The following is a 13,945-nucleotide window of genomic DNA, read 5'->3' as shown; positions in this document are numbered from 1 at the left end:
AAGCCGATCGCTGGTACTGACTGTACGCGCGTCGACATGTCCCGATCGGAATGCTCCGAGACTCGGAGCGGATGGTCAGCCGACGCACAGGAGCGTGCGCCGGCCGACCGGGCGATCACAGTGCGCGGATGTTCGCAGCCTGCATGCCCTTGGGTCCGCGCTCAGCGTCGAACTCCACCTTCTGGTCCTCGCGGAGCTCCTTGAAGCCCTCACCAGCGATCGCGCTGAAGTGCGCGAAGAGATCGGCCGAGCCGTCATCGGGAGCGATGAACCCGAAGCCCTTCTCGGAGTTGAACCATTTCACGGTGCCAGTGGCCATCGTGTTCCTCTTCTTGTTTCTTGGACCGCCGGAGCGGCCCGGGTTGCCGCGACGATGAATCCGCCGCGGACGATGGGGGGCGCGCCGAAGCGCGGGGAGGGCCTGCGCGGCCGTGACGGCCTGGCGCGCGGCATCGGAGGTCGGGAAGACGCCGAGCATCCTGCCGAGACCGGTGTGGGCTTCGAAGCCCTCGGGGAGCGCGGCGACGAACCCGGCGTACCCGGAGTCGTCGACGGCGACGTGCACGTCGTCATCGGCCTGGCGCCAGTGCAGCGACGCAGGAGAGAAAGGAGGGAGAATCAGGAAGCCTTCGAAGGGGCGCACAGCGCCGGAGAGATGTCGGGGGTGTCGAGCAAACCATCATCAACCCATCTGCAGCTCTTCAGCGAGGCAGACGATTTGGGGACGAACCGGCTCGAGACCGACACCCAGCCTAGCAGGTGCGGCGTCCGAGCGGTCCGACGCGGGAAAGCTGACTCCGGGGAGCCCCCCGACTCGACCCGGAGCCAGAGAGGCTTCCTCTGCACAGTACGCCCCGCGCGCCCCGTGCATAACCCCCCTCACCGCGGGGCGCGTCCGGCGCGGCCCGTGATGTATCAGTCGCGGGCGGTGCGGCTCTTCACCGGTGATCGAAGGAGTCGTCATGACAGAGCTCGTCCACCTCAGCGCCGCCGCAGGGATCCTGACCGATTCGGTCGCCGCGGCACCCGTCGATCAGAGCGGTCTGACCGCCGTGACCGGGCCCGGGACGACACCCCTCGGCACGTTCGCCGACGCGGTCCGGTTCGGCCCGGGCGCCCGGGCGCAGCTCGCCGCCGCGCCGGCGCCGGCCGACCGGGAGCGGTTCGTCTTCCGCGTCGTGTTCGCCGCGCGGGGAACGGTGACCGAGCGCCAGAACCTCATCGAGTCCGCCCAGGTGCCGGCCGTCCTGTGGATCGAGCCGGTCGCGGGAGACGCCACCGCGGTGCGCGTGTGCGGCGCGGTGCAGACCGTGGCGGGATCGTGGCGCCTCGCCGTCGCCGACGCCACCCATCCGATCGACCAGTGGTCATCGGTCGCGCTCGTGGTGGACGACGACGTCGTGGCGGTCCTCGACGAGACGGCGGGGGTGCTCCTGGCGGCGACTGCGCTGCCGGAGGCGACGATCGCCCCCGCAGCCGGCACCTCGCTGAGCATCGGCACGCTCCCGGACGGGACGACGTTCCCGTTCGCCGGCGACCTCGCGGCGGCCGCGTGGGCCGACGACGTCCCGTCCGGCCTCGACGCCCTGGTCGACGACTGGCGCCTCTCCCCCGCGGGCATGATCGACGCCAAGCGGTGGACCCTCCCCTTCGACGCGGGTGCGACGGCGGGCCCGCCCGAGACGGACGCCGCGGCGCAGTCCACGGTGCGCCGCTTCGCCGGGGCCGACATCCGCTACACCGCCGACGTCGGCGCGGCCTTCGAGATCCATGGCGCCATCCGCGACGAGTACGGCCGGCTCACGCAGCGGGCGCTCCTGGGGTTCCCCGTCTCCGACGAGATCGCGGGCGCCCTGCCGACGGTGCGCAAGAACCTGTTCTCGCACGGGGCGGTCTACTGGACGGCCGCCACGGGCGCCTTCCCCGTGTTCGAGGAGCTCTACGTCGCCTACGAGTCGGTCGGCGAGGCGGCGCTGCTGGGCGCCCCGGTCGCCGCCGAGCAGGCCGTCGCCGGGGGGCTGTTCCAGCGCTTCACCGGCGGGGAGATCTACCTCGAGGACGGCACGTCCACCGCCTTCGAGGTGCACGGCGCGATCCTGCAGGCCTTCCACGCGACCGGCGGCGTCGCGGCCTGGGGCTTCCCGAAGACCCACGAGCTCCCGATCGTCCGCCCCGGCGGCGGCACGGACCTCGGCCGCTACTCGCGCTTCGCGAACGGCACCTTCTTCTGGAGTCCTGCCACCGGCGCCCACGTCGTCTACGGCGCCATCGCCGACTTCTACCGCAGCGTCGGCGGGCCCCAGGGACGGCTCGGCTTCCCCACCTCCGACGAGCTCGACCTTCCCGACGCCCCCGGCGCCCGGTACAACACCTTCGAGCGCGGCGCGATCGCCTGGTATCCCGACGCGGGCGCCATGGAGCTCGCACCCCTGATGGTCCGCATCGGCACCGTCGACACGAAGGAGGATGAGGGCTTCGGCCGAGGGCAGAACGATCTGACGATCGACGTCGCCCTGCTGCGCGACGGCGTGCAGGTCGCGGGCTTCCAGGACGTCAGCGACGGCCAGAACATCCGCCACATCGACCGGGATCTCGCGGCGCGGATCGAGCCGTGGCCCGGACGCTCGTACGAGCTGCGGGTCGACGTCCATGAGCGCGACCCCGAGGACCGGCCGCGGCTGGGGCTCTGGCAGAAGCGCCTCGACGCCGGCAACGGCTGGGGACTGCGCGAGAACCAGGGCATCCTGAACTCCGGCGCCTTCCGGATGATCAAGAGCATCACGGCGTCGGTCTCGCTCCTGCCGCCCCCGGGGGGCTTCACCGACGCGCAGCGGCACTGGGGCACGGGCAACCCGTCGACCGAGCGCATCTCGCGGAACACGTTCGCGAAGGCGTTCCCCGAGGTGGACAGCGAGCCCGAGTGGTGGGACATCACCGACGGCATCGAGAGCATCTTCTACGAGCTCGTCTCGAAGGGGCTGTCCGCGAACGGCAACTGCATGGGCTTCAGCGCGGCGGGGATCCTCGCCGAGAAGGGCTCGGGCATCTACCAGCTGCCGCTGGACCGGTTCGGCTCGGCGGCCTGGGCATCGGGCCTCGAGGAGTTCATCAACATCCGCCACCAGTCGCAGGTCGGCTCCGAGGCGATCTGGGCGTTCGTCGCGCTGTTCCTCTCGGGCAACACGCACGACCCGGTCGACGTCTTCCGGATGACGCGGGCCGCGCACGCGGCAGGGCAGGACCCGGTGCTGTGCCTCGCGCAGGACTACGACTTCTCGGGGGCGCCCCACGTCGTGCGGCCGATCCGCTGGAACGACACGACACCGGTCTGGGAGATCGAGGTGCTCGACCCCAACTTCACCGGCGGACCGCGGAAGGTCCTCGTCGACCCGGGCGCGAACACGTTCTCGTACGCCGGCGGGAGCTCGTACGCCGGCGGGGAGTGGTCGGGCGGACGCCTGTACTTCCTGCCGTTCCACACGTTCGCCGGCGCGGCACGGCTCCCGATCTGGGATGCGCTCCGTCTGATCCTCGGCGGCACCATCGCGATCCTCGGCGACGGCGAGGCGGCCACCGGCATCACGACCCCCGAGGGCGAGAACCTGCTCCTGACGGGCGAGCCGTCGCCGGCGGCCCGGAGCGCCGGGGCGCCGAACGGGTTCGTCCCGGTGCCCGACTACGCGCGCACGGGCGACCCGGGGCGGCGGGTGACGGACGGCCTGCGCATCGACGACCTGCGCATCGACGCGCGCTTCGAGGACCGCCTCACGCCGCAGGTCGTCCGACGGCTCGCGAAGGCGTCGGGCCTGCTCGCCCGCGCCCGGCGGGAGCCCGCGCTGCACCGGCGCGGACCGCGCGGAGGACACCGCCGGCTGCGGGACGAGCTCGGCGGCATCGACCTCGGCGTCGTCATCGGTCGCGAGGCGCTGGAAGGGTCGGAGAGGCTGCACGGCGGCAGGCGACTGCGTCTGGACGCGATCGCCTTCGACCGCACGCCGCTCGTCGTCGCTGCGCGCGACGCCGAGGCTGCGGCCCGGCAGGCGGTGCCGGCGGCGGAGTCGCTCGCCGAGCTTCCGCCGCTGCGCTCCGGACTGCTGGCGCTGGCCGCGCGCCTGCCGGAGGGCGAGGAGCGCGCCGCCGTGGTCGAGCTCGCATCCGACGCGGCACCGCTCGGCCTGCTCGCACGGTCGTCCTTCCGGGGGCGCCTGGGAGAGGGGCTCGCCTCGGAGGTCGGGGCCATCGTGAAGGCGCTGTACAGCGACGACTTCGTGCTCGACACGGTCGCCGTCCACGGCGACGGCGGGCGGATCGCCATCGCCCACGCGCTGCGGGAGTACGTCGTGCACCACGACGGCCGCCCCGGCTCGGTGCTGCGGATCGCCGGGCAGAACCTGCGCACGGCGGCCAACACGCTGACCGTCGCCCCGGGGACGGGCCGGCGGGTCACCGTCGCCGTCACCAATCGGGTCGGGCTGCGCGGCGACGTCGTGCAGGCCCGCTTCGTCGACCTGCCGGCGGAGTCGGCCGCACCGCTGACGCTCAACGTCCGCCCCGGCATCGGCCGGTGGGAGCTGGTCGGCGACGCGCTCGCGGGACCGGCGCAGGCGCAGGTCTCGGGGGTGATCGGCGGCCGCCGGTTCGGGGCGAGCTACGACCTTACGCTCGATCGGGCCCTCCGCATCCAGCTGCCGCTCGCCAGGGACGCCGCGCGGCTGACCGTCGCCACCACGTCGGGCCTGTTCGCCGACGCCGTGGCCGTGACGCGGATCCAGCCGAACTGATCCCCGCCGCCGCCGGAGCAGGGACCGGTCAGGGCGCCACGATGAGGTACAGCGCCGTCAGCGTCGTCAGGGTCAGCACGATGCGGTCGAACGCCGCCTGCGTGAGGCGTCCGGCGATCCGCCAGCCGATGGCGCCGCCCACGAGGACGGCGGGGACGAGCACGAGGTCGACGAGCAGGCTCTGCGGGGTGAGGAGACCGAGACCGACCGCGATCGGCACCTTCGAGACGTTCACGATGGCGAAGAACCACGCCGCGGTCCCGAGGAACGCGCGCACGTCGAAGCGGGCGGCCAGGAAGTACATGGACATCACGGGGCCGCCGGCGTTGGCGACCATGGTCGTGAACCCGCCGAGGGTGCCGTAGCCGATGAGCGCCCCGACGCCCGAGCGCGCCTTTTCGCCCTGCCGCCGTCGGAGCCACAGCGTCGTCAGCACGAGCGCCAGGAGGATGACCCCGATCACGCGGCGGACGCCGGTGTCGTCGGCGACGGCGAGGAAGACCGCCCCCATCACGATCCCCAGGACGACCGCCGGCGCCAGCCTCAGCAGGGTCGCCCAGTCCGCGTGCCGGCGGTAGAGGGCCAGTGCGAGCACGTCGCCGACGATCAGCAGGACCAGCAGCGTCGCGGTCGAGGTGCGCGCCGGCAGCACCGCCGCGAACACCGCGACCGCGAGCGAGCCGGCCCCGGGGATCGCGGTCTTGGACAGCCCGACCACGACCGCCCCGAGCGCGAGCAGCGCCCAGGCGAGCGCGGAGAGGTCGAGCACGGACCCATCCTCGCACCGGCTCGGGGATCCTCTTCGCCGGTGCGTCACCGGGCGTCGCACCGGCGCTAGCACCGCGCGGAGCGCCGTGCAATCCCCGTTCGCTTCGCGGGGCCGAGGACGTAGGTTCGCGCCATGGCTACCACGACGACCACGAAGAACAAGCGCAAGCCCGCCCGGGGCGCCCGTCTCACCGAGGAGCAGAACGCCGAGAGCGGCTTCACCGCCTCCAAGGCGCTGGGCGACAACCTGCAGAAGGTGCTCGTCGACCTCATCGAGCTCGCCTCGCAGGGCAAGCAGGCGCACTGGAACGTCATCGGCACGAACTTCCGCGACACGCACCTGCAGCTCGACGAGATCATCGAGGCCGCACGCGAGTTCAGCGACACGATCGCCGAGCGCATGCGCGCACTCCACGCCCTTCCCGATGGGCGCAGCGACACGGTCTCGGCCTCGACCACGCTCCCGGAGTTCCCGCAGGGCGAGATCTCGACCACCGAGGTCATCGACCTCGTGACCGTGCGGCTCGAGGACACCGTCACCACCTGCCGCGACGTGCACGACGCCGTCGACGAGGAAGACCCGACGAGCGCCGACATCCTGCACGCGGTCATCGAGAAGCTCGAGCAGTACGCGTGGATGATCAGCGCGGAGAACCGGACGCCCCGCGCCTCCTGAACGTGCTCCGGCGCGGCGCCGTCGGGTTCAGCGGTCGCGCTGGACCGCGTCGTAGGAGGGCTGGCGCAGGGCGCGCACCCACCGCGGCATCCGCGCCCCGGGCAGGAGCCGCCGTCCCGCATCGACCCGGTCCGCCGTGTCCGACGGCCGCCCGGCGCTGCGCAGCTCGAGGTCGGCGAAGGGATGCCAGGCGCCGCGGGGCGTGGCCACGAACAGCCGCAGGCGCCACGGCTCCTGCCGCAGCCTGGCGCCGAGCGCCGGTAGCGCCGTCGGCAGGTCGGTCGGCGTCACCGTGCGCGCCGCCAGCAGAACCGGCCCGCGGTCGCCGGTGTAGGGCAGCAGCGTGCCGAGGTGCGCCCGCGACGGCGAGCCGTGGAGCAGCAGCGCGAACCGGCCGGGCACTCCCGCGCCCGTGGACGCCAGCTCGAGATCGGCCGGGCCCTCGTCGGTGCGGAACCGGAGCGCCAGGCCGATGACGTCGGGAAGGGGCGCGGGGAACCCGGCCGAGCGGGAGATCCGGGCGGTGACCTGCTGCGGCGAAGGCGGCGGATCGTCGACCCAGCGGATGCCGGACTGCGAGGCGCCGATCCACGTCGCCGTCCCCACCAGCGCGACGCCGCGCGGGTGGATCGGCCGGGGACGGCGCACCGCGGCGAGGGCGGCGAACAGCGCACGCAGGACGAGCCCTCCGGCCGCGGACAGACGTTCTCGTGTCGGCATCCCGTGCTCCCCTCGCGCCCGCCGTGGTCTCACGGCGGCCCCGCCCACGGTAGGCGGGGGATCACCGGGACCCCAGTGGCTTGACACGGGAGTCAGCGCCGCGCCCGCACGCCGCCCGCGATGACGTCGTCCACGAGCGGCACCCCCGGCCGGTAGGCCAGATGCACGTACGACGGCGCCCCCAGGACGACGAGATCGGCCGCGGCCCCGGGCCGGATCACGCCGACGTCGTCGCGGCGGAGGGCGGCGGCGCCTCCCGCCGTCGCCGCACGCAGCGCCTCCGCGGGGGTCAGGCCCATCTCGCGCACCGCCAGGGCGATGCACAGCGCCATCGACGAGGTGAAGCTCGACCCCGGGTTGCAGTCGGTGGCGATGGCGACGGCGACGCCGGCATCGACGAGGGCGCGCGCGTCGGGGTAGGGCTGCCGCGTGGAGAACTCGACGCCCGGGAGGAGCGTGGCGACGGTGCGCCCGGCGGCGAGCGCATCGACGTCGTCCGCGGTCAGATGGGTGCAGTGGTCGACCGCCGCGGCATCGAGCTCGACAGCCAGCCGGACGCCGTCCGACGGTCCCAGCTGCCCCGCGTGGAGGCGGAGACCGAGCCCCTGTGCGCGGCCGGCTTCGAGCACGGCGCGCGCCTGGTCGACGTCGAAGGCGCCGCGCTCGCAGAACGCGTCGATCCAGCGCGCGTGCGGTGCGGCGGCGGCGAGCATCGGACCCGTCACGAGGTCCACGTAGCCGGCGACGTCGTGCCGGTACTCGGGCGGCGGCACGTGGGCTCCGAGGAACGTCGTCTCCGGCGTGAGCCCGCGCGCGATCCGCAACGACCGGGCCTCGTCGTCGACGGTCAGGCCGTAGCCGCTCTTGATCTCGACGGTCGTCGTGCCCTGCGCGCGCATCTCCGCGACCAGTGCCGCGGCGCCGTCCCGGAGGAGCTCGTCGGAGGCCGCACGGGTGGCGGCGACGGTGTGGGCGATGCCGCCGGCGCCATAGGCCTCCCCTCGCATCCGGTGCACGAACTCCTCGGACCGATCGCCCGCGAAGACGAGGTGCGCGTGGCTGTCGACGAAGCCGGGGATGACGCAGCGGCCGGCGGCATCGATCCGCTCGTCGGCCGCGGGCGCGCCCGCCGCGGGGCCGACCCACGCCACCCGTCCCGCCTCGACGACGACGGCGGCATCGCGCAGCTCCGCCGTGCCCGGTCCGATCGCCTCGTCGTTGGTAACGAGGAGGCCGATCCGGTCGACGAGGGTGCTCACCTCCGCACCGCCGCGATGGCGTCGCGCAGCAGGCGGCCGATGTCGCCCAGCTCGTGCCGGCCCCCAGCGACGACGCGCCGTCCGCCGACGATCACGTCGGTGACGTCGGCCGCCGTGGCCGCGAGCCACAGCTGGTCCGCGCGGGCACCCGCGGTCCGCGGGCTCGCGTCGTCGAGCACGACGAGGTCGCAGGCCGCACCGGGGCGGAGGACACCGCCCTCCCAGCCGAGTGAGCGGTAGCCCGTCTCCGACGCGGCGCGCAGGAGCGCGGCCGGGGTGAACCTGCCGCGTCGCCCGGAGGCGAGCCGGTCGTCCATCTCCAGCCCCCGCAGCTCCTCGAAGGGGTCGACCATCGCGTGCTGGTCGGTGCCCAGCGACAGCCGCGCACCCGCCGCGTGGAGGGCGTGGGCGGGACCGATGCCGTCGGCCAGGTCGCGCTCGGTCGTGGGGCAGAAGCAGACCCCGGAGCCGGTGCCTCCGAGGGCGGCGACGTCGGCGTCGTCGAGGTGGGTGGCGTGCACGGCGGTGAAGTCCGGACCGAGGAGGCCGGCCGCCGCCAGCAGCCCGGTGGGCGTCGTCCCGGTCGCCGCGCGCACCTGCGCGTTCTCGGCGGGCTGCTCGGAGACATGCGCGTGCACCGGCGCGCCGCGGGTGGCCGCCCGGAAGGCGGCGAGATCCTCGGCGCCCACGGCGCGCAGGGAGTGCACGGCGGCGCCGATGCGCGCGGTGGGTCCCGGCGCGAGGCGTGCCCGCCGGGACGCCCACGCCTCGACCGATCCGTCGCTGAACCGCAGCTGCTCCTCCCCGAGCGGCACCGGCGCGCCGTCGGCGTCCAGCCCGCCCCGCAGGTACAGGGTGTCGAGCAGCGTGAGGCGGATACCCGCGGCCGTCGCGGCCTCGAGCAGCGCGCGCTCCATGTCGGCGTCGGCATACGGGGTGCCGTCGGGCCGGCCGTGGACGTAGTGGAACTCGCCGACGACCGTGTAGCCGGCCAGCACCATCTCCGCGAAGACCGCGGTCGCCAGCCGCCGATACGTGTCGGGGTCCAGCCGCGCGCTCACCCGGTACATCTCGGTGCGCCACGTCCAGAACGTGCCGCCGTCGGCGTGGGTGACCCCCCGCAGCGCACGGTGGAAGGCGTGCGAATGCGCGTTGGCCAGTCCGGGCAGCGCGACGCCGTGCAGGCGGAGGTCGCCCGGCCGCGGATCGGCGTCGACCTCGACGTCGCGGATGATGCCGTCGCCCGCCTCGATGCGCACGCCCCGGGCGACGCCGTCGCCCAGGACCGCGCGCTCGCACCAGAACGCGTCCATCAGCCGGCCCGGTGGCGGATGGCGGTGATGAGCGCGTCGACCCCGTGCTCGCAGTCGGCGTCGTCGGCGCGCTCCTCGGGTGCGTGCGAGACGCCCGACGGATTGCGCACGAGGAGCATCGTGGTGGGGATCCCCGCGAGGGCGAACACGCCCGCGTCGTGCCCGGCTCCCGAGGGCAGGACGGGCACGCCCCCCAGCGCCGCGGCGACCGACGCCGTGAGGCCCCGGTCGAACGCGGTCTCGGCCGTCCACGACTCCTCGGCGGCTTCGGTCCCCGTCACGCGTCGCACGTGGGCGAGCACCCGCCGCACCGCCGCCTCCTCCTCTGCGCGCGCGTCGATCCACAGCGACGCGCTCCCGGCGACCGCGTTCACCGCCCCGGGGGTCACGGTGACCTTCCCGACCGTGGCGAGCGCACCCGCCGCGAGCGCGCCCTCGCGCACCGCGAGGACGATGTGGGCCAGCCGCACCATCGGATCGCGGCGCGCGGCCATCGGGGTGGTCCCGGCGTGGTTCTGCTGGCCCGGCAGGTCGACCCGCCAGCGTCCGTGCGGCCAGATGCGGTCCGCGACCCCCACCGGCGCGCCGGCCGCCGACAGCCCCGCGGCGCCCGCGTCGGTGGCCAGGTGCCCCTGCTCGATGTGCAGCTCGATGTACTCGCCGATCCGCGCCAGGCGCGCCGCATCGACGCCCGCGTGCGCGGGGTCCACGCCCGCCGCCGCCATCGCCTCGGCCATGGTCGTGCCGTCGGCGTCGCGGAGGGCGAGGGCCCGGTCGGCGGGCAGCGCGCCGGTGAGCAGGCGGGAACCGGCGCACGCGGTGCCGAAGCGCGCGCCCTCCTCGTCGGCGAAGGCCGCCACCGCGAGGGGCCGGGTGGGCACGAAGCCGTCGCGGCGCAGCGACGCCACCGCCGCGAAGGCCGAGGCGATCCCCAGCGGCCCGTCGTAGGCACCGCCGTCGGGCACGCTGTCCAGGTGCGATCCGAGCACGAGCGCGGACCCTTCGAGCTCGGGATGCCACCACGCCCAGAGGTTGCCGTTGCGGTCGGTCTCGACCTCGAGGTCGAGCGCGTCCGCGCACTGCACGAACCACTGCCGGCTCTCCAGGTCGGGAGCCGTCCACGCGGCGCGGTCGTACCCGCCCGAGCGGGTGCGACCGACGTCGGCGAGCTCGGCGAGCAGGCCGCCGACCACCGAGGTCATGCCGCGCCCATCGGGATCCGCACGCCGCGCTCGGCGGCCACCGCCTCCGCCTCCGGATACCCGGCGTCGACGTGACGGATGACCCCCATGCCGGGATCGTTGGTGAGCACCCGCGCCAGCTTCTCCGCCGCCAGCGCGGTGCCGTCCGCGACGGCGACCTGGCCCGCGTGGAGCGAACGGCCGATGCCCACGCCGCCGCCGTGGTGGAGCGACACCCACGAGGCGCCGGAGGCGGTGTTCAGGAGCGCGTTCAGCAGCGGCCAGTCGGCGATGGCGTCCGAGCCGTCCTTCATCGCCTCGGTCTCGCGGTAGGGGCTCGCGACGCTTCCGGAGTCGAGGTGGTCCCGCCCGATCGCGAGCGGGGCGGCCAGCTCCCCCGAGGCGACGAGCTCGTTGAAGCGCAGGCCCGCCCGGTCCCGCTCGCCGTAGCCGAGCCAGCAGATCCGCGCCGGGAGGCCCTGGAAGTGCACCCGCTCCCCCGCGATGCGGATCCACTTGGCCAGCGACTCGTTCTCGGGGAAGAGCTCGAGGATGGCCCGGTCGGTGACGGCGATGTCGCGGGGATCGCCGCTGAGCGCCGCCCACCGGAACGGCCCCTTTCCCTCCGCGAAGAGCGGGCGGATGTAGGCGGGCACGAAGCCGGGGTACGCGAACGCGTCGGCGTACCCCGCCGCGCGCGCCTCGGTGCGGAGGTTGTTGCCGTAGTCGAAGACCTCCGCCCCCGCCTGGGCGAAGCCCACCATCGCCTCGACCTGGCGGGCCATCGACTGCCGCGCCGCGTCGGCGAACCCCGCGGGGTCGGCCAGACGCGCGGACTCCCACTCGTCGAACGCGTACTCGCGCGGGAGATAGGCCAGCGGGTCGTGGGCGCTGGTCTGATCGGTGACGATGTCGATGGGCGCCCCCATCGCCAGCAGCTGCGGGAACACGTCGGCGGCGTTCCCGAGCAGGCCGATGCTGAGGGGCCGGCGCGCGTCGCGGGCCGCGACGGCGAGCTCCACCGCGTGGGCGACCGAATCGGCCCGCACGTCCAGGTACCGGTGCTCCATGCGGCGCCGGATGCGCGAGTCGTCGACGTCGACGCAGACGGCCACGCCGTCGTTCATCGTGACGGCCAGCGGCTGGGCGCCGCCCATTCCGCCGAGGCCGCCGGTGAGGGTGATCGTCCCGGCGAGGGTGCCGCCGAACCGCTTGGCCGCCACCGCCGCGAACGTCTCGTAGGTCCCCTGCAGAATGCCCTGGGTGCCGATGTAGATCCAGGAGCCGGCGGTCATCTGGCCGTACATGGTGAGCCCGAGGTGCTCGAGCCGGCGGAACTCGTCCCAGGTGGCCCAGTCGCCGACGAGGTTGGAGTTGGCCAGCAGCACCCGCGGTGCCCATTCGTGCGTCTGGAACACGCCGACCGGCTTGCCCGACTGGACCAGGAGCGTCTCGTCGCCGCGCAGGGTCTGGAGCGTGCGGGAGATCGCGTCGAAGCTCGCCCAGTCGCGGGCGGCCTTGCCGGTGCCGCCGTAGACGATGAGCTCGTCCGGGTGCTCGGCGACCTCGGGGTCGAGGTTGTTCTGCAGCATCCGCAGCGCGGCCTCCTGGGGCCAGCCGAGCGTGTGCAGCCCGGTGCCGCGGTGGGCGCGGACGGGACGGGGTCCGAGGGTGGTCATGCGAGGTCTCCTCCTGCCGTGCGGGCCGCCTCGAGCAGCGAGCCGTCGGCCACCATCGCGTGCGCAGAGGCGATCTCGGGAGCCAGATGACGGTCGGTGCCGGGACCGTCGATGCGGGTGCGCAGCCGTGCGATCACGGCGGCCGTGACGGGCGAGGGCCGCAGCGGTGCGCGCATGTCGATCGCGCGGGCCGCGGTGAGCAGCTCGATCGCGACGACCCGGGCGAGCCCGTCGACCGCGCGGCGGAGCTTGCGGGCGGCGGCCCACCCCATCGACACGTGGTCCTCCTGCATCGCGCTCGAGGGGATCGAGTCGACCGACGCCGGCACCGCGAGACGCTTGAGCTCGCTCACGATGCCCGCCTGCGTGTACTGGGCGATCATGTGCCCCGAGTCGACGCCGGGGTCGTCGGCGAGGAACGCGTGCAGGCCGTGGCTGCGGGAGGGATCGAGGAAGCGGTCGGTGCGGCGCTCGCTCATGCTCGCGAGGTCGGCGACGACGATGGCGAGGAAGTCGAGCGCGTAGGCGACGGGTGCGCCGTGGAAGTTGCCGTTCGACTCGACGCGGCCGTCGAGGGTGACCGCCGGGTTGTCGACGGCGGACGCCAGCTCGCGCTCGGCCACGCCGCGCGCGTGGGCGATCGTGTCGCGCGCCCCGCCGTGCACCTGCGGCGCGCACCGCAGCGAATAGGCGTCCTGCACGCGGGTGAAGCCCTCGGGACGGGCGAGCAGCCCCGATCCGGCGAGCACGGCGCGGATGTTCGCGGCCGACGTGCGCTGCCCGGGATGCGGGCGCAGGTCCTGCAGATCGGCGGCGAACACGCTGTCGGTGCCGAGCAGCCCCTCGACGCTCATGGCGGCGGCGAGGTCGGCGAGGGCGAGCAGGTCGCGCAGATCGGTGAGGGCCAGCACGAGCATGCCGAGCATGCCGTCGGTGCCGTTGATGAGGGAGAGCCCCTCCTTCTCCCGCAGCACGAGGGGGGCGATCCCGGCGGCGGCGAGCGCGTCGGCCGCCGGGACCACTTCGCCGGCAGCGTCGCGCACGTCGCCCTCGCCGAGGAGGGCGAGCGCGCAATGGGCGAGCGGTGCGAGGTCCCCGGAGCAGCCGAGGCTGCCGTACTCGGAAACGATCGGGGTGATCCCCGCGTTGATGACCGCCGCGTAGGTCTCGGCGACCACGGGTCGCACCCCGGTGCGGCCGGTGGCGAGGGTCGACAGGCGCAGGAGCATCAGCGCGCGGACGACCTCGCGCTCGACCTCCGGGCCCGACCCCGCCGCGTGGCTGCGCACGAGGGACCGCTGCAGCTGCGCGCGCCGCTCGAGCGGGATCTGCTTCGAGGCGAGTGCGCCGAAGCCGGTGGACACGCCGTAGTGCGGCTCGGTGTCCGACGCGAGCGCGGCGATCACGTCCGCGCTGGCGGCCATGGCCGCGAGCGCCTCGTCGGCGAGTCGGACGGGTGCGTCGTGGCGCGCGACGGCGACGACGTCCTCGAAGGTCAGCGCACCGATGCCGACGGTGACGTCGACTGTCGCGGTGCGGGGCAGGACTGCGGTGTTCACGGGTTACCT

The 13,945-nt window shown here is 74.3% G+C and carries 10 protein-coding genes; 2 read left to right on the top strand and 8 right to left on the bottom strand.

The features are described 5' to 3' along the window. Positions 1-115: 115 nt before the first annotated feature. A complete protein-coding gene (locus QQZ13_RS09200; protein ID WP_284528818.1) occupies positions 116-319 on the bottom strand; it encodes a cold-shock protein in 204 nt (67 codons plus the stop codon). Between the two features lie 643 nt (positions 320-962). Between QQZ13_RS09200 and QQZ13_RS09195 the strand changes: the two genes are divergently transcribed. Then, entirely contained in the window at positions 963-4,781 is a 3,819-nt protein-coding gene (locus tag QQZ13_RS09195; RefSeq protein ID WP_284528720.1) for a hypothetical protein, read from the top strand. Positions 4,782-4,809: 28 nt separating this feature from the next. Here the strand turns inward: QQZ13_RS09195 and QQZ13_RS09190 are convergent, their stop codons facing one another. Further along, positions 4,810-5,550, bottom strand: coding sequence for a sulfite exporter TauE/SafE family protein (locus QQZ13_RS09190; protein WP_284528719.1), 741 nt, complete (start codon positions 5,548-5,550; stop codon positions 4,810-4,812). 132 nt (positions 5,551-5,682) lie between these two features. Between QQZ13_RS09190 and QQZ13_RS09185 the strand changes: the two genes are divergently transcribed. Then, positions 5,683-6,225 carry a Dps family protein gene (locus QQZ13_RS09185; protein ID WP_284528718.1) on the top strand — a complete coding sequence of 181 codons (543 nt, stop codon included), beginning with the start codon at positions 5,683-5,685 and terminating at the stop codon, positions 6,223-6,225. Between the two features lie 27 nt (positions 6,226-6,252). On the opposite strand, the gene QQZ13_RS09180 is transcribed toward QQZ13_RS09185, so the two are convergent. From QQZ13_RS09180 to hutH, 6 genes are all read right to left on the bottom strand, one after another. After that, complete coding sequence (locus tag QQZ13_RS09180) at positions 6,253-6,945, bottom strand: hypothetical protein (protein ID WP_284528717.1); 693 nt, start codon at positions 6,943-6,945, stop codon at positions 6,253-6,255. A gap of 92 nt (positions 6,946-7,037) precedes the next feature. Continuing rightward, positions 7,038-8,204 carry an imidazolonepropionase gene (gene hutI / locus QQZ13_RS09175; RefSeq protein ID WP_284528716.1) on the bottom strand — a complete coding sequence of 389 codons (1,167 nt, stop codon included), beginning with the start codon at positions 8,202-8,204 and terminating at the stop codon, positions 7,038-7,040. Further along, complete coding sequence (locus QQZ13_RS09170) at positions 8,201-9,517, bottom strand: formimidoylglutamate deiminase (protein ID WP_284528715.1); 1,317 nt, start codon at positions 9,515-9,517, stop codon at positions 8,201-8,203. The genes hutI and QQZ13_RS09170 overlap by 4 nt, the downstream gene beginning before the upstream one ends. Next, entirely contained in the window at positions 9,517-10,719 is a 1,203-nt protein-coding gene (locus tag QQZ13_RS09165; RefSeq protein ID WP_284528714.1) for an allantoate amidohydrolase, read from the bottom strand. Before QQZ13_RS09165 ends, QQZ13_RS09170 begins: the two co-directional genes overlap by 1 nt. After that, positions 10,716-12,377: a urocanate hydratase gene (gene hutU, locus QQZ13_RS09160; RefSeq protein ID WP_284528713.1), complete on the bottom strand. Its 1,662-nt coding sequence runs from the start codon at positions 12,375-12,377 to the stop codon at positions 10,716-10,718. Before hutU ends, QQZ13_RS09165 begins: the two co-directional genes overlap by 4 nt. Further along, on the bottom strand, positions 12,374-13,936 hold the full coding sequence (hutH, locus tag QQZ13_RS09155) for a histidine ammonia-lyase (protein ID WP_284528712.1): 1,563 nt from the start codon (positions 13,934-13,936) through the stop codon (positions 12,374-12,376). The genes hutU and hutH overlap by 4 nt, the downstream gene beginning before the upstream one ends. Positions 13,937-13,945: the final 9 nt, after the last annotated feature.

It is taken from the genome of Microbacterium sp. T2.11-28 (genome assembly GCF_950097975.1).
In the GTDB taxonomy this organism is placed as follows: Bacteria; Actinomycetota; Actinomycetes; order Actinomycetales; family Microbacteriaceae; genus Microbacterium.
The sequence above is the reverse complement of the archived record's forward strand: the minus strand, read 5'-3'. Positions and strand labels throughout refer to the sequence as shown.

What these genes read in the sequence shown, in the direction of transcription:
- QQZ13_RS09165 (WP_284528714.1), bottom strand. Translation starts at nt 10,719, where the DNA reads ATGACCTCGGTGGTCGGCGGCCTGCTCGCCGAGCTCGCCGACGTCGGT.
- QQZ13_RS09200 (WP_284528818.1), bottom strand. Translation starts at nt 319, where the DNA reads ATGGCCACTGGCACCGTGAAATGGTTCAACTCCGAGAAGGGCTTCGGG.
- QQZ13_RS09185 (WP_284528718.1), top strand. Translation starts at nt 5,683, where the DNA reads ATGGCTACCACGACGACCACGAAGAACAAGCGCAAGCCCGCCCGGGGC.
- QQZ13_RS09170 (WP_284528715.1), bottom strand. Translation starts at nt 9,517, where the DNA reads ATGGACGCGTTCTGGTGCGAGCGCGCGGTCCTGGGCGACGGCGTCGCC.
- hutU (WP_284528713.1), bottom strand. Translation starts at nt 12,377, where the DNA reads ATGACCACCCTCGGACCCCGTCCCGTCCGCGCCCACCGCGGCACCGGG.
- QQZ13_RS09180 (WP_284528717.1), bottom strand. Translation starts at nt 6,945, where the DNA reads ATGCCGACACGAGAACGTCTGTCCGCGGCCGGAGGGCTCGTCCTGCGT.
- QQZ13_RS09195 (WP_284528720.1), top strand. Translation starts at nt 963, where the DNA reads ATGACAGAGCTCGTCCACCTCAGCGCCGCCGCAGGGATCCTGACCGAT.